This window comes from Paenibacillus allorhizoplanae (assembly GCF_927798215.1).
GTDB classification, from domain to species: domain Bacteria; phylum Bacillota; class Bacilli; order Paenibacillales; family NBRC-103111; genus Paenibacillus_E; species Paenibacillus_E allorhizoplanae.
Genome location: NZ_CAKMMW010000002.1, coordinates 244,095 through 266,610 on the forward strand (window position 1 = coordinate 244,095; position 22,516 = coordinate 266,610).

24 protein-coding genes are annotated in these 22,516 nt (G+C 44.2%); 3 read left to right on the forward strand and 21 right to left on the reverse strand.

Translation table 11 applies throughout. From position 1 onward, the window contains the following. Positions 1-106: 106 nt before the first annotated feature. From L6I86_RS03680 to L6I86_RS03735, 12 genes are all read right to left on the reverse strand, one after another. Complete coding sequence (locus L6I86_RS03680) at positions 107-424, reverse strand: MocE family 2Fe-2S type ferredoxin (RefSeq protein WP_236284723.1); 318 nt, start codon at positions 422-424, stop codon at positions 107-109. Beyond that, a complete protein-coding gene (locus L6I86_RS03685) occupies positions 421-1,524 on the reverse strand; it encodes a fatty acid desaturase family protein (protein ID WP_236284724.1) in 1,104 nt (367 codons plus the stop codon). Before L6I86_RS03685 ends, L6I86_RS03680 begins: the two co-directional genes overlap by 4 nt. A gap of 253 nt (positions 1,525-1,777) precedes the next feature. After that, a complete protein-coding gene (locus L6I86_RS03690; RefSeq protein ID WP_236284726.1) occupies positions 1,778-2,656 on the reverse strand; it encodes an RNA polymerase sigma-70 factor in 879 nt (292 codons plus the stop codon). 180 nt (positions 2,657-2,836) lie between these two features. Next, positions 2,837-3,415, reverse strand: coding sequence for a GNAT family N-acetyltransferase (locus L6I86_RS03695; protein WP_236284728.1), 579 nt, complete (start codon positions 3,413-3,415; stop codon positions 2,837-2,839). A 93-nt stretch (positions 3,416-3,508) separates the two neighbouring features. Continuing rightward, positions 3,509-4,090, reverse strand: a complete 582-nt coding sequence (locus L6I86_RS03700) for a histidine phosphatase family protein (protein WP_236284730.1) — start codon at positions 4,088-4,090, stop codon at positions 3,509-3,511. Between the two features lie 6 nt (positions 4,091-4,096). Further along, a complete protein-coding gene (locus L6I86_RS03705) occupies positions 4,097-4,492 on the reverse strand; it encodes a zinc ribbon domain-containing protein (RefSeq protein WP_236284732.1) in 396 nt (131 codons plus the stop codon). A gap of 169 nt (positions 4,493-4,661) precedes the next feature. Then, complete coding sequence (locus tag L6I86_RS03710) at positions 4,662-5,645, reverse strand: Gfo/Idh/MocA family protein (RefSeq protein ID WP_236284733.1); 984 nt, start codon at positions 5,643-5,645, stop codon at positions 4,662-4,664. 38 nt (positions 5,646-5,683) lie between these two features. Then, positions 5,684-6,592: a Gfo/Idh/MocA family protein gene (locus L6I86_RS03715; RefSeq protein WP_236284735.1), complete on the reverse strand. Its 909-nt coding sequence runs from the start codon at positions 6,590-6,592 to the stop codon at positions 5,684-5,686. Between the two features lie 220 nt (positions 6,593-6,812). Further along, positions 6,813-7,601 carry an alpha/beta fold hydrolase gene (locus L6I86_RS03720; RefSeq protein WP_236284737.1) on the reverse strand — a complete coding sequence of 263 codons (789 nt, stop codon included), beginning with the start codon at positions 7,599-7,601 and terminating at the stop codon, positions 6,813-6,815. A gap of 91 nt (positions 7,602-7,692) precedes the next feature. Further along, entirely contained in the window at positions 7,693-7,869 is a 177-nt protein-coding gene (locus L6I86_RS03725; RefSeq protein WP_164483576.1) for a hypothetical protein, read from the reverse strand. Positions 7,870-8,002: 133 nt separating this feature from the next. Further along, on the reverse strand, positions 8,003-8,908 hold the full coding sequence (locus L6I86_RS03730; RefSeq protein WP_236284739.1) for an S-layer homology domain-containing protein: 906 nt from the start codon (positions 8,906-8,908) through the stop codon (positions 8,003-8,005). A gap of 103 nt (positions 8,909-9,011) precedes the next feature. Then, positions 9,012-10,565 carry an SAM-dependent methyltransferase gene (locus tag L6I86_RS03735; protein WP_236284741.1) on the reverse strand — a complete coding sequence of 518 codons (1,554 nt, stop codon included), beginning with the start codon at positions 10,563-10,565 and terminating at the stop codon, positions 9,012-9,014. 93 nt (positions 10,566-10,658) lie between these two features. On the opposite strand from L6I86_RS03735, the gene L6I86_RS03740 reads away from it, so the two are divergent. After that, positions 10,659-11,537 (forward strand): alpha/beta fold hydrolase, encoded by an 879-nt coding sequence (locus tag L6I86_RS03740; RefSeq protein ID WP_236284743.1) that lies wholly within the window; start codon positions 10,659-10,661, stop codon positions 11,535-11,537. A 10-nt stretch (positions 11,538-11,547) separates the two neighbouring features. Here L6I86_RS03740 and L6I86_RS03745 read toward each other — a convergent pair whose 3' ends face one another. From L6I86_RS03745 to L6I86_RS03770, 6 genes are all read right to left on the reverse strand, one after another. Then, complete coding sequence (locus L6I86_RS03745) at positions 11,548-12,921, reverse strand: PDZ domain-containing protein (protein ID WP_236284745.1); 1,374 nt, start codon at positions 12,919-12,921, stop codon at positions 11,548-11,550. A gap of 29 nt (positions 12,922-12,950) precedes the next feature. Beyond that, positions 12,951-13,712, reverse strand: coding sequence for a phosphoribosylformimino-5-aminoimidazole carboxamide ribotide isomerase (gene hisA, locus L6I86_RS03750; protein WP_236284747.1), 762 nt, complete (start codon positions 13,710-13,712; stop codon positions 12,951-12,953). Between the two features lie 95 nt (positions 13,713-13,807). Beyond that, on the reverse strand, positions 13,808-14,287 hold the full coding sequence (locus L6I86_RS03755) for a hypothetical protein (RefSeq protein ID WP_236284749.1): 480 nt from the start codon (positions 14,285-14,287) through the stop codon (positions 13,808-13,810). A 15-nt stretch (positions 14,288-14,302) separates the two neighbouring features. Next, on the reverse strand, positions 14,303-14,611 hold the full coding sequence (locus tag L6I86_RS03760) for a hypothetical protein (RefSeq protein WP_056621264.1): 309 nt from the start codon (positions 14,609-14,611) through the stop codon (positions 14,303-14,305). A 228-nt stretch (positions 14,612-14,839) separates the two neighbouring features. Next, the gene (locus L6I86_RS03765) at positions 14,840-15,031 is read right to left on the reverse strand and encodes a hypothetical protein (protein ID WP_236284751.1); all 192 of its coding nucleotides are present in this window, start codon (positions 15,029-15,031) and stop codon (positions 14,840-14,842) included. 55 nt (positions 15,032-15,086) lie between these two features. After that, on the reverse strand, positions 15,087-16,136 hold the full coding sequence (locus tag L6I86_RS03770; RefSeq protein ID WP_236284753.1) for a YheC/YheD family protein: 1,050 nt from the start codon (positions 16,134-16,136) through the stop codon (positions 15,087-15,089). A gap of 653 nt (positions 16,137-16,789) precedes the next feature. Here L6I86_RS03770 and L6I86_RS03775 point away from each other — a divergent pair. Then, positions 16,790-17,626: a YitT family protein gene (locus L6I86_RS03775; RefSeq protein ID WP_236285652.1), complete on the forward strand. Its 837-nt coding sequence runs from the start codon at positions 16,790-16,792 to the stop codon at positions 17,624-17,626. Positions 17,627-18,023: 397 nt separating this feature from the next. Here L6I86_RS03775 and L6I86_RS03780 read toward each other — a convergent pair whose 3' ends face one another. Both L6I86_RS03780 and L6I86_RS03785 read right to left on the reverse strand, forming a co-directional pair. Then, positions 18,024-19,061 carry a Gfo/Idh/MocA family protein gene (locus tag L6I86_RS03780; RefSeq protein WP_236284756.1) on the reverse strand — a complete coding sequence of 346 codons (1,038 nt, stop codon included), beginning with the start codon at positions 19,059-19,061 and terminating at the stop codon, positions 18,024-18,026. Between the two features lie 147 nt (positions 19,062-19,208). Then, positions 19,209-19,472 (reverse strand): HPr family phosphocarrier protein, encoded by a 264-nt coding sequence (locus L6I86_RS03785; protein ID WP_056621252.1) that lies wholly within the window; start codon positions 19,470-19,472, stop codon positions 19,209-19,211. A 211-nt stretch (positions 19,473-19,683) separates the two neighbouring features. Here L6I86_RS03785 and L6I86_RS03790 point away from each other — a divergent pair, with 211 nt between their 5' ends. After that, complete coding sequence (locus tag L6I86_RS03790) at positions 19,684-20,574, forward strand: cation diffusion facilitator family transporter (RefSeq protein ID WP_236284758.1); 891 nt, start codon at positions 19,684-19,686, stop codon at positions 20,572-20,574. A 6-nt stretch (positions 20,575-20,580) separates the two neighbouring features. Here L6I86_RS03790 and thrS read toward each other — a convergent pair whose 3' ends face one another. Next, entirely contained in the window at positions 20,581-22,494 is a 1,914-nt protein-coding gene (gene thrS / locus L6I86_RS03795) for a threonine--tRNA ligase (RefSeq protein WP_236284759.1), read from the reverse strand. Between the last annotated feature and the right edge of the window lie 22 nt (positions 22,495-22,516).

A 22,516-nucleotide genomic window follows, 5' to 3' on the forward strand; every position in this document is an offset into this window, starting at 1 on the left:
GGTTCTCCATTCACAAGGGATTGTGCACGGGCACGTAACAAGTATGATAGAAATGAAGCTCGATATCAAGTCCGCGGCAATCGCACCTTATGTTTTCTCGTTCCCGCTATACCAATTGCATAAACACCTTGCCTGCTTCAACCTTCGTCGCATAGGTTTTGAGCTTGATACACACGGGAACTCGCTTCGCTTCTCCTGTTGTGATATCGAATCGACCGTTATGCTTCGGACATTCTATGAGATTTCCCATGACAAGTCCCTTGGACAGATGAATTTTCTCATGTGTACAATACCCGTCTGATGCGAAAAATTGCCCCTGTGCGTTTCGATAAATAGCAAAGGTTGCTTCGCCGTGGTCAAATCGAATGACATCCTCATCTTCTAATTCATCTGTTGCACATACCTCAATCCATTCGTTCATCATACTTGTTGTCTCCTTAATTTAGATTGATCCTCTTCGACCATGCCGCCAAAATAATACGGTTGAGCAGTTACGGGTAACGGTTTCACCACCACATATGACGGATCATTTTTTTGTAACCGCAGCGCTGAAATGACCTCTTTCAATGCCGCCCATAAGCTCGTGCGTGGCGCAGGGCAGTCAGCCAACATCTCTTGATGCAGTCTAGGCAACGCATGGTACGGCACCATGGGATACATATGATGCTCGGTATGATAGTTCATGTTCCAGTACAAAAATCGAAAGATCGGATTCATATGAATTGTACGTGTATTCAGACGATGATCCAGTACATCTTCATAAAGGCCAAGGTGCTGTGTCATTCCAAAAAGCAGTACGAACAGATTGCCATAGAAGGATGGCAAGACGATAAACATGGCGGGAAGTAGACTCCCCGTGTATAAACATGCCGCCGTGGCGGCAAGGATTATCAGCATGTAGATGCGCGCTTCGCGAAATACTTTCGGAAACTCGGAAGCAGGAATATAATCCTTCTCCTGTGTTTCCAATCGGCCTATTGTGTGTAGAGCAAATCGTTTGATCTCGATTGGACCGCCATATAAATGAAAGATCTGCATGAGGATGATTTTCCAAATCGGTGGTCTCTCCGTCAAAATTTCTGGATCTCTGCCGACAATTATTGTATCGGTATGATGCCGTGCATGGCTCCAACGCCATGGTGTAGCTGAACGTAATACGAAGAATGAAGCAATCTGATACACTACATCGTTCATCCATGGCGTCTTAAATGCTGTACCATGCCCGCATTCATGCCATCGCGAGTCGCCTGGAGATGCATAGATCACGCCATAGATGAAAAAAGCCGGAACAGCCCACCACGTCCCCCATGATAAATACGCTAGATAGCCGAATAACAGCAAGGCACCAAACCAAATTATCGTATCCCGAATCGCAGGTCCATCCTTGCGTTTCATTAACTCTTTCATTTTTGCGCGGGGAATGGGGCTAGCATACCACTCAGCACTAGCTAAACCTCGTTCTTGCGCTCTAATGCTTTCTTGGCCGGTAATACTGTAATCTCTTTTCTGAACAACAATGGCCACATTAACGCCTCCTTTTGGGTTGGAATTAATTCGAATTTCTTGCTTCCGTGCTCGGGCACAAAATTCTCCAAAAAATAAAGCCATCATGGCTTTGTACGATTTGCCTTTGACTGACTCACCATTCCGTGCTCGGGCACAATTCAATTCTAAAGCATCCTTCGCTACTTTTCAAGTAGTAAAAAAGCCATGAATAGGAATTATCCTTTTCATGACTCGGACTCGAGCTTTGTTACGATTGAACATTCTTGTGGCCTTACAGTTCAGAGTAAATTTGAATTAGTTTATCGGGATTTCGGATGACATAGAGATGGTTTGATTGCTGCCGACTCGCAGCAAGCTCAAATAAGATCACCATCAAAGGAGATCGATCCTTAACAAGAATCAGCCCGGATTGCCCATTGAACGTCACAGTCAACCAGTCTCCCTCCAGTGCCCCTTTGGCTTGAACACCTTCGAAGAATGCAGCGATGCGCTCCTTCCCGTAGATTGGATTAACGGCAGCGCTTGCCTTCCCGCCTCCATCTGATACCATCACAGCATCTTCCATAAGGAGTTGCACGAAATCTTGGAAATCCCCCGTCCCCACTGCGTGAAGAAACTTCTTGACCAGAGGCTCTGTTTCACCTAAAGAGCGTTCATCTTCTTCGTCAGAAGTCTCATTGATTTTACTCTTAGCGCGGCTATAAATTTTGCGACAATTCGCTTCCCTTTTCTGAAGCATATCCGCAACCTCTTCATAATCGTAACCAAGCACTTCTCTAAGCACGAAGACCGCACGCTCTACCGCGGACAGCTCTTGCAGCAAAACTAAAAACGCATATGAGATCGTTTCATCTTGGACAAGACTTCCCATCGGATCTTCGCGGGATGACGTCACTTGAGGCTCAGGAAGCCATGTGCCCATGTAGGTTTCTCTTTGCTTACTAGCTGATTTCAAGTAATTCAAGCATCGATTCGTAACCATTTTGACTAAATACGATTTCAAATTCGTTACATGCCCGGTGTCTGTCTTCTGCAGTGTGATAAACATGTCTTGCAGCATATCTTCTGCATCGGATACAGAACCTAACATGCGGTACGCAACAGAGAATAACAGCTGTTTATATGTTAGATAGACGGTTTCTAACTCCATTTAACTGAAGCTCCTTTCCCCTTTGTAGTGTAACCGCAGGGGGCTATCACATACATGAATTCCCAGGTTCTTACTAAGATTCTCTTGATTTTTGTCTTACGACATAAGTAAGACAATCTGTCTTTAGTAAGATCTGTCTACCATTGCGCTCTATGTCGAACGTTAACTTCTTTAATGTCATTAATAAATTTTCCCAACCCGCATATTGCTTCTCTTCGTAATCCTTGAATACTCCACCAACCAACAATCTCGCAGCTCTCCCTCGTGCATCTCATGCGCAGGCAGTTCCTTCACTTTTGTAAATCCACATCGTTCATAGCAGCTTATCGCTCGAATGTTCCACTGCTGCGGATCCATAACAACGCGATCTACCTTATGGACATTCAACAAATAATCCAGCATCGACCTTACTAGCAGTTTACCAATCCCCTTATTCCAATAGGCGGTTTCACCTATGAATTGGTCTGTTCCGTAGATCTTTTCATTGGTATTCGAATAGCCGTACTCGAGACGTTCTTCTTCCTCAATCTCATAAAATTGAATATAACCGATCGGCCGATTTTCATATTCAATAAGGCATCTGACAACGGAATCTTCTTCCTTATAAAAATGTTCATCTATCAAATCCTCATCATGAGGACAATCGCGACCTGCATAGTAGGTCAATACCAAGGGGTCATTCAGCCAGGAAATTAACAGGTTTTTATCGCTGTGTTCAAGTTCTCGAATCGTTAACGCATCCGTTTGGTAGACTAACATATCGAATCTCCTTTCCAATTGCTGCGCCCCTGTGGAAGTACTGTCCAATTCCCGAAAGGTTGTTCATCGTTAAGAATTATTCAGGTAGAAAACTTACTCAAACCCATCTAAATGCGCAATACAATTGTATTGCAAGCATTCCCACCGGTTCTCCGTGTGGCGAATTGTCGTCACAGACGTGTTATGTAAATGCTCCTCAATGTCTTCATGTGGGATCAAGTCCATAAGAGTTAGACTAAGTAAGGCACCGTGACTGACGATTAACACCTTCTGATTCGGATGTCTCTCGATTACTTCCTGAATGAAACTCATACCGCGAGCAGCAATTTGTTGATGCGTTTCGACCCCTAGATCCAATTGGGACCAGTCTTCTCCCCATTTTGCCACACGTTCCTCCAGTGTTGTCCCTTCAATCTCACCGCAAAACATTTCTCTTAACCGCTGGTCTGTGTTCACTTCCATTTGCTTCACATTTCCAATACATGCCGCTGTTTCTCTAGCTCTACCCAAATCACTTGCATAGATGTAATCCCAATGTTCATCCTTCATTCGCAGAGATAATAATTCGGCTTGTTTGCGACCAAGCTCATTGAGTGGAACATCGGTTTGTCCCTGTATGCGCCGTTCCGTATTCCAATCCGTTAATCCGTGCCGGATGAGTCCAATCACCGTCATTCACTTTCAACCTCCAAATATTATATCTAGTAGTGTACCTAATGAGCCCGCTTTCTTACTTTGTAACACATTCGGATCATACATTTCTACGTATCCACAATGTAAACATGAGACAGCTAAGAAATGATGATGCTGAATATCGAACATTTTACTTAAGCCTGTTCCCGTCATCGCTATTTCTTTAATATGACACTCCTTATGGTTACATTTGCAGCACTTGTATTGGCGAGAGATTCGCTCTTCTAGACTCAGCTCGTCAATCTCTTCATATTCAGTTAGCTCTTCCACATCACTTTCTTCACCATCTGGATTCAAATGGTACGTGAGCACCTCTTGCTTGCATGCAGGACAAACATCCTCAACCAACTGTACTTGTTCATGACACCAAGGACATTCTATCATGGAAATTCTCCTTTCAGGAACATCTTTTACTATTCCATGCACTGCAGCAAATCCCTGCCTATTTTTCCTCGTGTTGCAGCAGCTACTTTCCCGTTTCCCAGTTGTTTCCCATTCTATGCCGAAACGACAAAAAATAGCTGGAAGTTTCCCAGCTATTTCTCAATTCACCCTATAGAAATTGTTCCACACCTGTCTCGGCAGATCTGTATACAGCCTCAAGCGCGGCTATGACACCTCGCGCATATTCGGGTGGACAACTCGTTTCACTTTTCGCCTCAATCGCACTCAATAGATCCTTATACTGCAGCTCGAATGGCGTATCCATCGGTGGCACATCGACCTGTTCATAAGCGCCGCCACGACTGATCCATAAACTTACGCCTGTAACCAGCTTCAGCATCCCTAATGTACCAATGATCTCTGTTTCGTTCCGAGTAGCCCCTGGATAACCAGACTGTGCAATTGACGCAGGCAGACCTGAAGCTAGCTCCATATAGATGATGCCGCTTCCCTCTACATTGCCTCGTTTGCCATGATGACTCACTTTGGCGCTCACTTTACGGACAGAACTGTCCATCAACCATTGAATCTTATCGATGGAGTGCGTGCCTAGATTGGCAAGTATTCCGCCACCTGATTTATCTTTTTCTAGAAACCACTGCGGCCTTGTGTCTTGGTAGTAATTCAAATGCCTGACATCATTGATCATGACAATCTCACCTAGTTCGCCACTTTCAATGATCCGCTTTGCATGGATATTCTCTGCCATATAATGCTGGGTATGCCCAATTAAAATACGAATATCCGCTTTGCTAGCTGCTTCCATAATGTCATCACATTCGGCAACGTTCAAGGCCATTGGCTTCTCCAGCATCAAATGACACCCATGCTCAGCAGCGAAAATAGCTGTTTCTCTATGTAGAAAATGTGGCAACGCAATAACCACAACATCCGGTCGTTCTTGCCGAATGAGCTCTTGATAATCACTGTAGGCCGCTATCCCATAGGTATCAGCAATAGCTTGGGCTCTCTCTTGTTGAATATCCGCAACAGCACAAGCTACAAACCCGTCCGTACGACGAATCGCATCAAAATGTTGACCAGCAATAGCCCCCGCTCCCAGGACAGCTACCTTTAGTTCTGCTTTTTTCATCGTTGTAATCCTCTCCTTGGGCTCCTACGCATTCACACCTATAAGTTCACTGTAAGTCCTGTTTCTCGACTCTCATTAGCTGCTTCCATAAAACGAATGATTTGTAATGTCTCTTCCCCATCGATATCCGGAGCTGCACTCACAAACATCGTCATAATTTTCTCCAAGAGACTCGCATAATAAGGCTTTGGATGTTTGTTTACATCGACAAATTGCGTATGTGATTCCCGATGTAGAAGCGCACCAAATTGCCCGTTGCCCTTTCGATTGCCACGGATGGTACCAATAACGCCATTGTCCCATACGCCAGTTATCAGATCATGATCTTCTGTTGTAGCAGCAGTAACGTGGAGACAGCCCTTGCCAAGTACTCTAAAAAGCATTTCAACCGTATGCACACCGTACCAAAACAGCCCAGGCTGGGTTGGTTGTAACGCCATAGGACCGTAGCAGTCCATCCCGATAACGTTGCTACTAGTATCTGATGCTTCTAGTGCTATCGTCAATTCTTCTGCGTATCTTAGCGAGGAGCAACTCATAATAGGAATGTTATTCTCTTGCGCGATCGCGAAAATTTCACTAGCTTCGACAGATGAAACGGTCATTGGTTTATCAATAAAAATAGGCCGACGATAGGACGCTACACGGCGGAACTGTTCCAAATGAATACGACCATCCACCGATGTCATTAGAATGCCATCGCAATTCGCTGCTACTTCTTCCAGTGAGCCAACGATTTCCACTCCTCGTTCGCGAAGTTGAGCAGTAAATCCTTCAATCCGGGAATAACTCATCTCAAAATCCGGAGAACCACCAGGATAAGCAATGGTGACCTTACCCCCAGCAACATGAAAAGGATGATCCTTATCGTTTAACAATTGTGTAAATGTAGGTGCATGCGAGGAATCAATGCCAATGATACCAATTCGAAATGTAGACTGATTCATAAATGGAACAACCTCCAAGACAGTTTAAATGAATTTGTACTATAATTTGTGATCCGCTTAACCCAGGATCCCTTCACTTTTATCATAATGAACTTCCACATAAGAGACAAGTCTTTTAATAGTCTATAAAAGTGTGTCAAGTTACACTTTAACATGAAATAAAATAAGCCCCCCATTAGGGAAGCTATACCTCTTATTCCATTGAAGATCACTCACAACATCAACCTATAAACTGTGTAAGAACATAATTAAAGCGATCTCTTTCCTCCCAAAATCCGCCATGCCCGCTATAATGAAACGGGATCAGCTGCGAATTTGGAATTCGTTTATTCATCTCGACCGCTTGTTGGTAGGGAATCACTTTGTCATGTATACCGTGAACTATTAAGGTAGGCGCTTCAATTCGACTTAGATCTGATCCCACATTCTCATCTCTCAGCAATCGAATGACTGCCGCTGTGGACCAACTGGCTGCTTGTAGGCCCATTTGAAAAAACCAATCCGAGAATCGCTCCGTAATATACTGAAAAAAGAACGAATCCGTTACATTTTGCAGCATTTTGGGACGATCGTTGGCATTCTCATGCAAAAACTTTGCTGCGGTTTCGTTCGTAAAGCCCGTTGGTGCCGCCGCATCAATCAGAACAAGCTTCTCTACACCATGGCCGTGATATCTGGCCATATATCGGATCGCGATCGCGCCGCCTGTTGAATGTCCTGCAAGTGTAATACCTATACCTTCCAGCTTTAACGACTGAATCACAGCATGCAAGTCATCTGCAAGGCGATCGTACGTATAGCCATCCATCGGTTTATCCGATTGTCCGAATCCACGCCAATCCATACCAATACAGCGGTACCCCAATCCTGGGAGTACATTAAACTGATACTCAAATTGTGTATGTGACAAAGGCCACCCATGGATAAACAGGATGGTCTTCGTCCCTTTTGGATTCACATCTTCAATAAATAATTTCACACCATTTTCTACTTGAACATAGTATCCCACGTTTGACGCCTCCGTTATGGAAATCACTTCTGTCCAATACGATATTCAACTAGGCAAATATCGGTGTCAATGGGTTTAGCCGTACATAGGATTATTCCACTTTTTGATGGTTTGTATAGACACCAATGACAGACAACAAAGCAGCAACACCATTGGCGATGGCATTTGCTGTCTCATCTGTAATGATATTCATACCAAATGCATCCAAAATCAATTTGGCCGCACCTAATAAGCCTAATGCTAACGTGTAATAGTTGATTGTTTTCATATCTCTCACCACCCGTCTATTAGAGGATGCTATATCCTATGTGAGAGTGTACGAGCTTGCACAGTTCGAATACAGGGGGTTAAAAGCACAAAAAAATGCCGCCACCCACATCGGGTAGCAGCATTTCAACCTATTATTTCAGTCCGCTAGCTTCGGCTTTCACGGTATACTTCGAAGATACATAAGTCTCTGCCTTTGCTTCCGTCATAACTTGTGCATACATCATGTCAGGTTGTGGCTCTATCAACGAATACTTCACAATCGCTTGGCCACCCGACTCAAACTGGATGCTATCGATGCTAATGCCATAGCCAGGGTTCGGCTTGATTCCTCTGGAAAGTGTCACTTTGTTCACATCATCGGTCACTTTTTCAACCGATACTGTGACTTCTTCTACTTGTGGTGGTTTCTGCACATGCGCCTCTAGCACACGAATGGCATTGTACAGCCATGTCGCGGCTTCTCCTCTGGTCAGCTCACTTTTGGGATTGAATTTGCCATTCCCATCCAGAGCCGTAATTTTATACAGCAATAATCTTTGAATGGTGCCTTGATAATCCACGTTAAGTTGATCTTCATCTTTGATTGGGATATACATTTTCACCAATGGAAATTGACCCTTGGTTTCAAGTGCTTTAACCAATAGATTCCCGAATTGTTCGCGAGTGATCGTGGTATTCGGATTCACATCCTTCGGGATGTCCAGATTGTGATAATGCGCAATAATGAACGCATCCGCATACCAAGCATCATTCGAGATATTCGAATAACTATCAGATGCTAAGGGTTGCTTAATGAATCGCAAATGATCCAAGTTAAGGTCTAGACCTTTGACGATCATTTGGACACTTTGTGCATAGCTGATTTTACCCCTCGGCACAAAATGCTCGTTATCAAAACCACTCACAATACCTCGCTCTTTCAGCGTTAGAACTGCAGTTGCTTGTCCCTCTTCTAAGTCTGAGAACGCGTATACGGAACCAAATGTCAAACTACTGCCCAACAGAAGGGTTAAACTTAATGCTGCTATTTTTTTCATGCTAGTGCTCCTCTCATTTTCGGTTGGTATTTAGCATCTTATAGGTTATGGATACTTTCCTAACGTCAGGAGCACTGAGATTGTTGCAGCTTATGTCATTTTGTTAACGCAATGAAATTAATAACTCCTGTAAGGCAATCGCTTCCTCATGCTCTGGGGATTGCGAAAGCGTGAGATCTACATACCGCTTAGCCGCATCATCTTGTCCCAACTCGTAGTAACACACCGCCATCTCATAGAGGACAGTCGCATCATTCGCAAGCTTTGGCTGTGTCCGTTCGAAATATGGGATTGCGTCCTGATACATGTCCATTTGATACAAGAGAATCCCACAAGCGAGGGCAACATCCGTGTTACCATCCATTGGATAATAATGTGCCCACATGTGACCAATTCCTTGCTGAAGCGCGATCCATTCATGGTCTTTCCCATCTGGAATCAGGTCAATCAGACGTTTCGTAGAGGGCAGTAGAAACTGAGTATCGTAGCCGCTCAAGCGCCACAAGGCCAACAGCTGAGGCATCGTCTTCTGCTCCAACTGAAAGTCTAAGGCTTCCTTTAGATTGAAAAAATCATCAGGACCAAATCGCTCCACAAACCTATCATACGCTAATCTTGTTAGACCATACTCGTTAGGTTCAGAAAGATTGAGCATACAACCGATGTTTAAGTAGGTATAGGGATGCTTCGTGAATAATGCTTGGGCTCCATGCGCTTCGCACACATAGCTAATCGCATGATAATTAGCCGTTAATGAGATGCTTCCATGATGTATGAGTTTCGGAGGTTCGTTATATTCCCAGCTTTCTAAGCGATGATCTCCTTTATCAGCAGTGAGCAGTAGGAAACCTTCCTGAGATAAATCTTTCAATCGTTGTAAACATGCCAAGCTTACTTCAGGCAAAAGAATGTGTGAATCAGAAATATGCTGACGATACACATCTAATAGCTCGCGATAAGGGTAGGACTTGTCATCATACATATGTTCCCGTTGATAATGATAGCTCCCTACGACCTCTTTCAACTGCTGGGAAACGCTCAGCTCATCTGCACCTTCTGGAAATTGCAATGAAATCCGGCAGTCATACACCTGTTTGTCTTCGACATAAATTAATTCCTGTGGCAAGCTGTCAAAAAAGTAATTCGCCAAAATGACTAATGGCTGCGCCAGATCACCCGATCTAATACGCTCACCGGCATGCTGCAAATAAATATCTCTATCCTCTACGGCATCGAATTTCGCAAAGTCCAAAAGGCCTTGCTCCGCAAATGGTGTTAAGCAAGTATGCTGCCGCCAGAATGCTATATTTTTCTCAGCCAAATCGCTCATCACATATCGAAACGGGGGCAGTTGTATGCTAGCCATTTGTATAAGCTTCGTTAACTCTTGTAACACATAAAAAGCAAATTGACCCGAACCGGCTCCAAGTTCGAGGATCGTTACATTCGCTGTCAACTGTCCCATTCTAGCTCGATCCTGCAAGAAACCAAATAACATTTCCGCATAAGAAATGGCCATTACCCGATTGCTTGTTATGTATTGCGGCACATCTCCGCTCTGCCAAGCCGTAATACCCTGTTCCTCGTAATAGGCCCGTTGCAGCTCCCAGATAGGTGCTTCACTGAATCGGTACATTTTATTCTCCGTATGCGTCATTCTGAGATCCAATCCCCTTCTACTTCAATTTCCAATCGCACAAATGTCATCTAGGCATATAGTAATATATCACTAAGCGAGAGGAAGACCACAATGACTTATTTGAACGAGAATTATCAGAATCTAGGCCCCTCATGGCCATTCCCTTATCCAACCAATCCCATGCCTACGAACTGGCCTTATATGTCAACCCCTTGGAGCCAAGAGGATGATTCCTCTTATCGTGCCAAAGAGCAGCCACTTACTTTCGTCCTTGTCCATGGTTCATGGGCAGATGCCAGTTTCTGGGCAGGCGTTGCTGCTGAGCTAAGCAAAAAAGGCCATACCGTTTTCGTTCCTGAATTTCCAGGACACGGTGCTGACCCCAATAAAAATGTGACCCATGGGATGATAAGCAAATCTGTTGCCGATTTCATCATTTCGCATAAACTGCATAACGTCGTCCTTGTTGGCCATAGTTTTGGAGGATCAGTGATCCAAAAAGTAGCGGAGCTAGTACCCGATCGCTTGAAGCGACTCGTTTTTCTCAACGCTTTTGTCCTCAAAGATGGCGAAATGCTTGCAGATGAGTTGCCACCTCAAGTCGTTGAACAATTTAAGCAGCTAGCCGCAAGCTCCAAAAACAATACGATTACACTGCCTTTTGATTTTTTTAGAGAAGCCTTCACCAATCTGGCCAGTCTTAGCCAAGCGCAACAGATCTACAAAAAAGCGTTCCCCGAACCGGTAGGTCCGTTATTTGAGAAATTAGATCTGAAGAAATTTTATAGCCTTCCAATTCCCAAAAGCTACGTACACCTCATGGAAGATAATGTGATCCCATTTGGCGACCCCAACTATGGGTGGCATCCTCACATGTCAAGCAGGCTCGGCCTTTTCCGATTCATACAACTCCATGGTGATCACATGACGACTGCGCATTATGAGCCCAAGCTGGTAGCCAGCAAGCTATATGAAGCGGCTCGAGACTAACTAGAACGTATTAGGATGAACAAGCGGGTGCGCCAGTTGTGGGATTAGCTTTTAACCAATTCAATATATCATCTAGCGTGCGCACGGGTACGATACGTAGATCACCAGCACCTTTTCTCGCATCTGCTTCATTAGATACAGGAACGAAAAACACATCCGCATTCGTACGGCTCACGGTATAGGCTTTCTGAACAAGCCCGCCAACAGGCCCGACGGAGCCATCCGGTTCAATCGTCCCAGTCCCTGCGACATGATGACCGTACGTCACACCGCAAGGTGTTAGCTGATCAATTAACGTTAAAGCCAGCATCGCCCCATGGGAGGGTCCACCTTCGTGCAACAAATAGCTATGATAAGTCACAAGATCTGGGATATCATAGCGGAGTTCATTCGCAATCATAATTCCGATGGATGCACGAGCGGGATCATCTGTACTTGCACGCGTGGCTACCGTCAACTCGACTTTCGCTTTATTCCGTAACACAGTCAATCGAATCGATTCGCCTGGTTTAATCAGCTTCATTCGCTCACTAAGCTCCTGAGTCATGGTAATCGGCTGACCATTCAGTGCTATTATGACATCGCTTGGCTGCAGCACTTCAGATGCTTTCGTATTTTGCAAAACAGCCGTAATCCGAACGCCTTCAGATAGAATGCCTTTGCCAATCCCCACTTTCTGGAAAGCAATTGCACTCCCCGCGGCATTCGCATCTTCCTTCATCGTACGAACTTCCTGATTATATTCGCCGAGCGACATTCCTAACGTTTCAATCTTTTCAAAGGTGTAATCTTTAAAAAGCTTCGCATACAACCAGTCCATTGGAAATGCTGGACGTTCGAAAATAAGAACACCCGAAATATCGCCATGTTTGGAGCCGCCTTCGGCTTGCGCATATCGGTTCATATTGAGTGTAATACCTGGATATGTCACCAAATATTGCGTTGGCCATAGCATTACAAGCAAGAGAACGAGTGTCACACCAAAAACGATTATACTCTGGTGTGGCACCTTGCGTTTCTTCCTTTCGTGCAGGACGATATCCGTTGCGATAAGTAACAAACTAAGAATCATTGCGGAAGCAGAGAACTCCAGCTTTTTGGGTATGGAAACCACAATAACAACACTTAGTAAACATATGAAGGCAATTAAGCCACGAAATACTTTCATCCTCCGTGTTGGCGACTGTGAAAGATGCAAGAGTGCAGCACCCATCCAGATCAAAGGAACAATGGCAATCGCATAAATCAGCCCATCAATAAGATCTATCCAGTAAAAGCGAGTCCCCCATCTTAATGGATCTGGCAGCCAGACTAGCTCTCCAATCATAATTAACAGGAGGATCATAACAATTCCACATACATACAGTTTGTGCCAAAGTGCCATCGCACACATCCTTTTGCGAAAAACTAACGCTACAATGAGTTGCTTAACTGCTCCACAACTTCATCGTACGAGAGTTTTCCACCGAAAATATCAAGGGCACTGCCTACCGTAATATCCAATTTCCCTTGGGAAAGCTGTCTAAATAACGCCAAATCCTCAAATGATCTAGCACCGCCTGCATACGTAGTTGGAATTGTAACCCACGCCGCCAAAGAACTAACCAAACTTTGTTGGATGCCACTTTGCTTCCCTTCCACATCCACCGCATGGATTAGAAATTCATCGCAATATTGCTCAAAGAACCGAATCGTCTCTTGATTCAATTCCACATCACTTAACTGTTTCCATTGATTGGTTGCCACATACCATTTGCCATCTTTTTCTTTACAGCTAAGATCAATAACTAATTTCTCTTTACCAATCGCTTCAACAATCTGCGTAAGATTATCCATATTCAACTGACCATCGCGGAAAATATAAGACGTTACAATGACATGTGATGCCCCTTGCTCAAGGTAAAAGCTAGCATTCTCCGCATGTATGCCGCCGCCGATTTGCAGACCCCCAGGATACGCAGCAAGCGCTTTTATCGCCTCTTCTTTGTTCCCTTCGCCAAGCATAATGACATGCCCGCCGGTTAAACGATCTCTTTTGAACATATTCGCATAATAGGTGGAGTCATACGAAGACACGAAATTCTCAACAACCGCTTGCCCTTCGCCACCCAAGGTTTCACCGACAATTTGTTTCACTTTTCCGTTATGTAGATCGATACATGGTCTAAATTTCATGACGTTATGTTTCCCCTTTGACATTCGTTGTGCTTGAACGATTTTCCAACAGTATACCACAAAAAAAGCCCTCCAAGGAGGGCTCTCATGTACTGTTACTTCTTATCAAAGCCTTCTTCTTCCAAATACTCTTGTACTTCTTCATACGTTTCAAAGGCACAATCGAGGTTTTCTCCTGCGTAGATATACCATAAATCTTCCACGAAAGTTACACTCAGCGTGTTGCCATCTTCATCCACCCAAATCTCTTCTTGAGGGGCTTGGACTTCTTCGACCTTCGAAATCTTAGGACTACCGCCGCGAGTTAAAGACTGAATCGACTTCGCAATGATCTCACGAAGCTCGTCTTCACTATAGTCCCGAATGTTAATTAAACCTTTCGCATCCACCGTACAACCTGGGATGTATTCGGCATACACGAATCCATTTCCATTCGGGTGAAGATGATAAAGAACTGTAGTCTTCTCATAATCACTTTCTAGATAATGAAAATTAATTCGTCCCAGTGAAACATCCTTACGCGCAAGTTCCGGGAAGGATGTTGCTATTGCTAACTTTTCGTCTAAACTAAGCATACATGCCCCCGTAACTTAATCAATCACTTGAATTTTAAACACGTTCTCAAGCTTACCGTCCGCTCTCTTCTTCAGAGGCACTTTAATATCTCTCCCGAGCTCTTTGAAAAATGTCTCAACATCACATTGTACATTCGAAAGAACAACTTTAAATGAACCATCTTGGACGATATTCTGATTTGCTTCAGCAGGCACCGTAATATCAACTGCGTACTTCTTCGTTAACGTGTTAATATAACGACTAAAAATTTCAATGAGCTCCTCATTATTGAAATTTTCGATTACCACTTTGCCCTTGTTTGTAAAATTTAAATGAACGTTCACCTTTAAATGTCCCCTTTTCCTGTACACCCTGTATTTGCTTGTGGGTAAAAGCCTACATCGAACGAATAATGCTTCACTTCTATTTTACTTGTTTATAGGGGTATGAAGCAACACAAAAGCCAAATTCATTTTCTGTACACAAAAAGAAGCAGGTATTTCCCTGCCTCTACGGGTATTGCTTCTATACTAATTATGCCACATTTACCTAATTTCTACGCATAAATGGCACTAAGCTTTTTCTGGAATTCGCCTTATTCGAGTCTGAAGGCGATTAATCGAGATGATTCGAAATTCACCAAACGTTTGAATCCGTTGACGAACAGCTTCGGGAAAGGTTGGGTGATTCACTTCCAAACGATCGTCAAGCTCGTTATACCATGGTAATAAATTCATTTTAATGACGAGAACACGCTCACTCACATCCTCACTCCACCTTTTCCACGCAGGTTTACTATATGATTTGCGTCTAATTGACTCATTTGCTCAATAAATATTTGGCATAAAGCATAGGTGTTTCATAAGTACGATAAAAAGTCTTGTTTAAATTCAAATGTTTATATTGATATCGCTGATCTCGGCCATTCACTTCGATTAACCATATCGCACCTTGATGATCAATCCCCATATCCATTCCCACATCCGAGATCGATGGAATTTGCAAACTCAAGCTTTCTGCGATTTGAAGCGCTGCTTCTTCTACCTGTTTTCTTTTTACCACAGGGTCAAAGCCATTGTTTAGGAACAACTTTTCACAACGAACAGCCTCTCCGCCCTTTGCCAAATTCGTGACATGGCGGCCATCAGCAGCAACCTTTCCGGCAATCCCCGTGACTCCCCATTGTCCTTTATCACCACGTTGTACCGAAACCCTTAAGTCATAAGGGCGTCCTTCATACATTGAAAGTGGAATCGTTTCTTGAATTAAATAGGATTGTCCATTGACTTTCTCATCTATAAAATCAATCGTTTGCTGCTCAGCAAGCTGCCGCGGTAATTGATTACTCCACCATACCTGCCATATCTGATCTGGCATTACAGATACCTTTAGTACACCTTTACCCACAGAGCTATTAGTAGGTTTCACAAAAAAAGAAACGTATCGACTCATCGCTTTAACTAGATTTTCACGTGAGTACTTCATGGCATGAGGAAGAAATGCAGAGCTTTCGGTACTCGCACGTAACAAGCGATGAATATAAAGCTTATCATGTCTATTTTGACCATTAAAAACTTGGCTTATCTTAGCAATAGCTTGTAATTTCTGTTGCGAAGTTGGGGACAGCGTCATCGCACGATTGTGAATCACCTTAGGGATCGGCATGCGTTTCAACGTGTACTTCTGATTCTCAAAACACAAGCCCAGCGCTGACTTTGTCTTAACATGTTTTAAGCACATATAAAAAGGGATCATCCCAAGCTCAACTGCAGCTTGATTATAGTAGTCGATATGCTCATATCCGGTTTGCTTCCGAAGGATGCCAAGATAGGTTTTACGATCTAGGAGAATGCCAATCACACTGCTCACAGTTTCACCTCTCCTACTAGGGTTCATCCTACTAATGTATGCACAATTGGCCTAAAGGGTCCAAATTCACGAAAGGAAATCGTGACAACGGGTTTATCAAACTGCGGAGTTTGACTCATTGGAAATGAAGTGCTACAATTCAAGCAAATTTGGATTCATATTGTCTGGAGGGGATGGTTGTGAACCCTTTAACACGCAGATGCTGTTGGACAATCATGGTCTGGCTGATTCTCGGACTTTTCGTCTTCCCTTTAACACCCCCTATATCCAATCATGCCTCAGCCGATACCGATGTTCTCATTTCAGCCAATACCACTCAGGTCTTGACTAGTCAACAGCAACCGCCTTCTAAGGAATTCATTCATATCTACGAAAATAAAATTCACCTACATGACCAGTTTCACAAACACTATGAAATGACCGTTTTTGTTGTATTCATCGTTTTTTTGACACATTTAATTTGGAAAAAACTGAAAGTTATCCTACTTGCTTTCCTCAAATTCACCTCACGTTATGCGGGCCTCATTCCTTCTTACTCATAAGTAACGAAATTGAATGATTGAGGAAAAGAGGAAACTTTCATGGCTAATTCATCAACAGGTGCTGAACAAACACAGGCACAAGCGCAAGCGCAACATCGGAAACTAACGAGAATGAAGTTCGCACGTAGAATCTTTTTTATGATTATTGGGACGATCCTAGTCTCGATTGGATTAGAAATCTTCTTAGTTCCTAATCATATTATTGATGGCGGAATCGTAGGTATTTCCATTATCCTATCTCATTTATCCGGTTTTCCAATTGGTATATTTCTTGTTTTGCTAAATCTTCCGTTTGTCTTACTCGGTTATAAGCAAATCGGCAAAACCTTTGCCATTTCAACAACGTTTTCAGTCGTGCTTATGTCCATTGGCACTACTTTACTTCATCCCGTGCAAGCGATCACCATTGATCCTCTGTTAGCTGCCGTATTCGGAGGGATTATCCTCGGGGTTGGCGTAGGACTCGTAATCCGCTCGGGAGGCTCACTGGACGGTACGGAAATCGTAGCCATTTTATTTAGTAAAAAAATGCCCTTCTCCGTAGGCGAAATTGTCATGTTCTTCAACTTTTTCATTCTTGGCAGCGCAGGCTTCGTCTTCGGATGGGATCGCGCGATGTATTCTCTGATTGCCTATTTCATTGCATTCAAAATGATTGATATCACGATAGAGGGTCTCGATCAATCGAAATCGGTTTGGATTATCAGCGATGAGTATGAAAAAATTGGGGATTCGATTACGAATCGGCTAGGGCGGGGAGTCACATACCTCAAAGGCGAAGGCGCTTTTACGGGTGATGATAAAAAGGTCATCTTCAGCGTCATCACACGACTCGAAGAAGCGAAGCTCAAATCCATTGTCGACGACCTGGATCCCAAAGCTTTCCTGGCCATCGGGAATATCCATGATGTTAAGGGTGGACGCTTTAAGAAGAAAGATATTCACTAAACGGGGATTTGCTGCTAGTCGTGCCTAGCTTTGGCGAATAAGATCTAAACAGAGCGTAAATCAGAGCGAAACCTTTAAGCGCCACCTCCAGATGCCCATCATTGCAAATAACTGGATTTCATACAGCTAATTTCACGCATATCTTGCGAAAACAACAAATAGCTGGATTTCATGTAGCTAATTAGCCTCGATTTCTTCAAAACGTCGTAATTGGCATAATTAGCTGTAGGAAATCCATCTAACGTGTTTTTTCGGCTGAATGGAGTGAAATTAGCTGTATTTTTTCCATTTAGTTGGGTGGAATGGAAATTGAAGTATGTCCTGCAACAAACAGAAAAGCCAACAATCCCACACCGAGTGTGAATTGTTGGCTTTTTATCATGCTTAGCAGTTACGCTTAGTTCCAATACGAGCGCAGGTCGACCTTCTGTCCCAGCTTCGCGCTGTCCAGCGCGCCCAATACCATCGCCATGCTCTTGATATTGTCGCGGCAGTCGGTCTCCGCGCGGCGGCCTTCGGCCAGCGCCGCGAACATCTCGTCCAAGCAGCCGGCATGGCCGCTGCGGCCAGACCAGTTCACGTTCGCGTCCACACGCGTGAACTCTCGAAGGAACTTGCCGCCTTCATCAGTGCCGGCAGCGACAATCTCCGCGTACGGCGCACCCGCTCCGTCCCACAGAGCAGTGCCCTGCTCGCCTGTCACACGCCAATCCGCCTCCCAGGAGGTTGGCGCACCTTCCGCGCACCAGGAGCCGCGGTAGCAGAACACAGAGCCGTCTGACATCTCGTAGATGCAGATCGCGGAGGCATTCCCGGCATACCAGGAGCCGGGTGGGTTAAATTCTTGGCAGTACACCGAAACGGGGTCTGCCCCTGTAATAAAACGAGCTTGATCGAACGTATGGATCGCCATATCTAGAATGAGCGGACTTTCCATTGCATCGCGAAAGCCTCCAAAATGCGGCCCCAGAAAGAAGTCCGCACCAACATAACCTACACGACCAATCGTACCGGATTGGATCAACTCACGAAAGGCGCGGATATTCGCGTCATAACGGCGATTTTGCATAACAGCCAATGACTTTCCTGTTTCATCTGCTATCTGAATAAGCTCCCTAGCCTCGTCCATCGTAGCTGCCATCGGTTTCTCCCCGAGCACATCACACCCATGTCGAAGCGCTGAACTTCCGATTTGGAAGTGACTCGCTGGGATCGTAATATCCAGTACCAAATTAGCCTCATTGTCGCGAATGGCAGCTTCAATATCCGTATACACACCACAAGTTAGCCCATGTCGCTCCGCCATCGCTTGCGCGAACTCCGTTTTAATATCAACAAGCGCCACAATTTCGCATTCATGTCTTTGTTTCATATTTTCAACCCATACATTGGCCATACCGCCACACCCAACAACAACCACGCGATAGCTACTCATCGATAAATGACCTCCAACAGGCTTTACTAGCGTGTCTCCACACCGTTTATATCTGCTATTCTACCTGTTTTATCGTGTCAGCGCTCTATCCAATCTTGTCACAAAACAATGCAATTCTGCACTCTGTAAGCGCATACGAACAAGCAGTTAACAAAAGATCCGAAATAAATCAAAAATAAAATGCATAGCCTCTTCCTCATCTTTTCCTCTCGTGAGCAAACGCAGTGTTGTGCCTGCCTTGATGGGGACTAGCAGCATACCTAATACACTTTTCACATCAACCTTATGGTGCTTATCATCAAACTGAAAGTCGAGCGTGACATCTGAAATAAAATGAGATGATTTCACAGAAATACCAGATAAATCGCTTCGCTCTAAATCCTTTGTAATCTTAAATTCATGTACGCGCATGCCACTCGACTTCCTTCCCAAGACATTTGGAGGTTTGTGATTTCTCATTATGTGTGGTATTATACAAAGATATTTGTGAAAAGTGAAGTGTTGAATATGACTAATTTTGATAGTTTACTAGATTCTCATAAAAATAACAGCCCAATCCCCCGACCTTAGGTCGAGGGATTTTTTTTCCTTCGGGAAACACTTCTGCAGGAGGTCATCATTCATGCACGTCAACAACAAGTCATCGGTTTGGGCCATTTGGCTCTCCCTCATCAGTAACATTTTATTAACGATTACAAAAATTATTATCGGTCTCATATTTAACAGTGAAGTCCTCATGGCAGACGGCGTTCATAACGCAGGGGACATTATTGCAACCATTGCCGCACTAAGTGCCATGCGGATTTCCAAGCTCCCAGCAGATGAAGATCACCCCTATGGCCACGGTAAAGCCGAAGTACTGGGATCAGGCTTTGTTGCTTTCATCCTTGTAACAGCTGCACTTTATATCGGTTACCACGCAGTTGCTGCTTTATTCCATGAACCAAGCGCACCAAGTCTAATCGCCTTAATCGCTTCAGCAGTTTCCGTGGTATGGAAATATCTTCTTTATGTATACACCATGCGAATCGGACGTAGTACGAACAGCAAAGGCTTAATTGCGACAGCTCATGATCATATAGCCGATGTGTATGCCTCGCTTGCAGCTGTTGTTGGTATTGGCTTAGCTTTCATTGGTAAAGCTTATGACATTTATTGGTTAGCCTATGGCGATGCAGCGGCCGGAGTTATTGTATCTCTCCTAGTTTTGAAACTAGGCATCGAAATGGCCAAAGAATCCTTTGATATTCTCATGGAAAAAACCGTCGATCAACACATGCTTTCGCAATATACAGCGTTGATCGAAGCGGTTCCTGGCGTGAAACGTATTGATCGTGTACGTGCGAGAGAGCACGGACATTATATTCTGGTAGATGCTCGAATTTCAGTACATGGTGAACTAACCATCCAACAAGGCCATGACATTTCACGTGCCATCAAGAAATCCATTATGGATCAGCATAGTGACGTAGATGAAGTTCTGATCCATTTGAATCCTTGGTACGAAAACTAAAATTCGTTACTGTTTCGCCGCAATTTCTGACTTGATTTGCTCCATAATCTCCGGCAGTGATCTTATTCCAAGATCACCCTCTCCTCGTTTTCGGATGGAGACACCGCCGGAGATTTGTTCTTTTTCACCAAGGATGAGCATGTACATGACTTTGTCTAGCTGGGCTTCGCGAATTTTATATCCTAATTTCTCCGCCCGCGCATCCATTTCTACTCGTATTCCTGCCTCTTCAAGCGATTTCTTCACTTGGAAAGCATAATCCACATAGTGATCAGAAACTGGCAGTAGTTTCACTTGAACAGGTGCCAGCCACAACGGGAACGCTCCCGCATAATGCTCAGTTAAAATCCCGATAAAGCGATCAATCGAACCATACACAGCCCGATGTATCACAACTGGCCGATGCTTGAGACTATCATCTCCAATATAAGATAAATCGAATTTTTCAGGCATTTGGAAATCCAATTGGATGGTTCCGCACTGCCAACTCCGCTTTAAGGCATCGAGGATGTGAAAATCAATTTTGGGCCCATAGAAAGCGCCATCCCCCTCATTAATATGGTACGCGATCCCTCTTTTATCCAGGACATTCTGCAACGATTGCTCCGCTTGATCCCAGAGCTCACTTGAACCCATATAATCATCTGGTCTTGTCGAAAGCTCAATTCGATATTCGAAACCAAATACGTGATAGACATGCGAGATCAGCTCAATAACCCGCCCGATTTCATCCTCAATTTGTTCTCGCAGAACGAAGAGATGGGCATCATCCTGACAAAAAGTCCGTACACGCATCATCCCATTCAACGCTCCCGAAAACTCATGACGATGAACCTGACCAAATTCTGCAAGGCGAATCGGTAATTCCCTGTAGGAGTGTAAACTATTTTTATAAATCAACATGTGACCTGGGCAATTCATCGGTTTAAGCGCATACTTTGTTTCGTCTACATGCGTAAAGTACATATTGTCTTTATAATGATCCCAATGCCCCGATTCCTCCCAAATGCGATTATTCATCATCAGAGGTGTACGCACTTCATCATATTCTCTAAGTCGTTGCAGCTCTCGAGCGAAATTCTCAAGTTCGTTGCGCAGAATCATCCCCTTCGGCAAATAAAAAGGCATGCCTGGCGCTTCTTCCGAGAACATAAAGAGTTCAAGTTCTTTCCCAAGCTTACGATGGTCACGTTTCTTCGCTTCTTCGAGCCTGTGCAGATGATCATCGAGCTGCGCCTTCTTCAGAAATGCTGTGCCATAGATCCGTTGTAACATAGGGTTCTTCGCATCACCACGCCAATACGCCCCTGCTACATGGAGCAATTTAAAAGCTTTAATCCGTCCAGTTGAAGGGAGATGAGGACCTCGGCATAGGTCGAAGAATTCCCCTTGGTCATAGATCGAAATCAACACGTCTTCAGGCAGATCTCGGAGAAGCTCAAGTTTATAGGACTCATTTAATTTTGCAAAAATGTCCAATGCTTCCTCTCGGCTGACGACTCGTCGAACAATCGGAATGTTCTCCTGAATGATTTGACTCATCACGTCTTCTATTGCTCTTAGATCATCACTTGATAATGGTTTCTCAATCTCGATATCATAATAAAAACCATCTTTGATAACGGGTCCAATGCCAAGTTTAATTGCCGCCGCCCCATAGATCCGTTTAAGCGCTTGAGCTAATACATGAGCTGTGCTATGACGATAAACCTCTAATCCCTGTTCACTCTCCAAAGTGACGATTTCGATGTGGCCATCCGCTTCAATTTGTTGCTGTAAATCGACCAATTGGCCGTTCATTTTGCCAGCGATCGTTTGCTTCCTCAGCCCCACACTAATCGATTCAGCAACTTGTTCAATCGTCGTTCCTTGTACGTACCTCCTACTTGTTCCATCTGGCAAAATCACTTGAATATCCATGCCTGCTTACCTCCCTTTCCTT

What these genes read in the sequence shown, in the direction of transcription:
- L6I86_RS03725 (WP_164483576.1), bottom strand. Translation starts at nt 7,869, where the DNA reads ATGAAAACAATCAACTATTACACGTTAGCATTAGGCTTATTAGGTGCG.
- hisA (WP_236284747.1), bottom strand. Translation starts at nt 13,712, where the DNA reads ATGAAATTTAGACCATGTATCGATCTACATAACGGAAAAGTGAAACAA.
- L6I86_RS03745 (WP_236284745.1), bottom strand. Translation starts at nt 12,921, where the DNA reads ATGGCACTTTGGCACAAACTGTATGTATGTGGAATTGTTATGATCCTC.
- thrS (WP_236284759.1), bottom strand. Translation starts at nt 22,494, where the DNA reads ATGGATATTCAAGTGATTTTGCCAGATGGAACAAGTAGGAGGTACGTA.
- L6I86_RS03705 (WP_236284732.1), bottom strand. Translation starts at nt 4,492, where the DNA reads ATGATAGAATGTCCTTGGTGTCATGAACAAGTACAGTTGGTTGAGGAT.
- L6I86_RS03695 (WP_236284728.1), bottom strand. Translation starts at nt 3,415, where the DNA reads ATGTTAGTCTACCAAACGGATGCGTTAACGATTCGAGAACTTGAACAC.
- L6I86_RS03690 (WP_236284726.1), bottom strand. Translation starts at nt 2,656, where the DNA reads ATGGAGTTAGAAACCGTCTATCTAACATATAAACAGCTGTTATTCTCT.
- L6I86_RS03680 (WP_236284723.1), bottom strand. Translation starts at nt 424, where the DNA reads ATGATGAACGAATGGATTGAGGTATGTGCAACAGATGAATTAGAAGAT.
- L6I86_RS03790 (WP_236284758.1), top strand. Translation starts at nt 19,684, where the DNA reads ATGCACGTCAACAACAAGTCATCGGTTTGGGCCATTTGGCTCTCCCTC.
- L6I86_RS03710 (WP_236284733.1), bottom strand. Translation starts at nt 5,645, where the DNA reads ATGAAAAAAGCAGAACTAAAGGTAGCTGTCCTGGGAGCGGGGGCTATT.
- L6I86_RS03715 (WP_236284735.1), bottom strand. Translation starts at nt 6,592, where the DNA reads ATGAATCAGTCTACATTTCGAATTGGTATCATTGGCATTGATTCCTCG.
- L6I86_RS03780 (WP_236284756.1), bottom strand. Translation starts at nt 19,061, where the DNA reads ATGAGTAGCTATCGCGTGGTTGTTGTTGGGTGTGGCGGTATGGCCAAT.
- L6I86_RS03740 (WP_236284743.1), top strand. Translation starts at nt 10,659, where the DNA reads ATGACTTATTTGAACGAGAATTATCAGAATCTAGGCCCCTCATGGCCA.
- L6I86_RS03775 (WP_236285652.1), top strand. Translation starts at nt 16,790, where the DNA reads ATGAAGTTCGCACGTAGAATCTTTTTTATGATTATTGGGACGATCCTA.
- L6I86_RS03730 (WP_236284739.1), bottom strand. Translation starts at nt 8,908, where the DNA reads ATGAAAAAAATAGCAGCATTAAGTTTAACCCTTCTGTTGGGCAGTAGT.
- L6I86_RS03785 (WP_056621252.1), bottom strand. Translation starts at nt 19,472, where the DNA reads ATGCGCGTACATGAATTTAAGATTACAAAGGATTTAGAGCGAAGCGAT.
- L6I86_RS03755 (WP_236284749.1), bottom strand. Translation starts at nt 14,287, where the DNA reads ATGCTTAGTTTAGACGAAAAGTTAGCAATAGCAACATCCTTCCCGGAA.
- L6I86_RS03700 (WP_236284730.1), bottom strand. Translation starts at nt 4,090, where the DNA reads ATGACGGTGATTGGACTCATCCGGCACGGATTAACGGATTGGAATACG.
- L6I86_RS03735 (WP_236284741.1), bottom strand. Translation starts at nt 10,565, where the DNA reads ATGACGCATACGGAGAATAAAATGTACCGATTCAGTGAAGCACCTATC.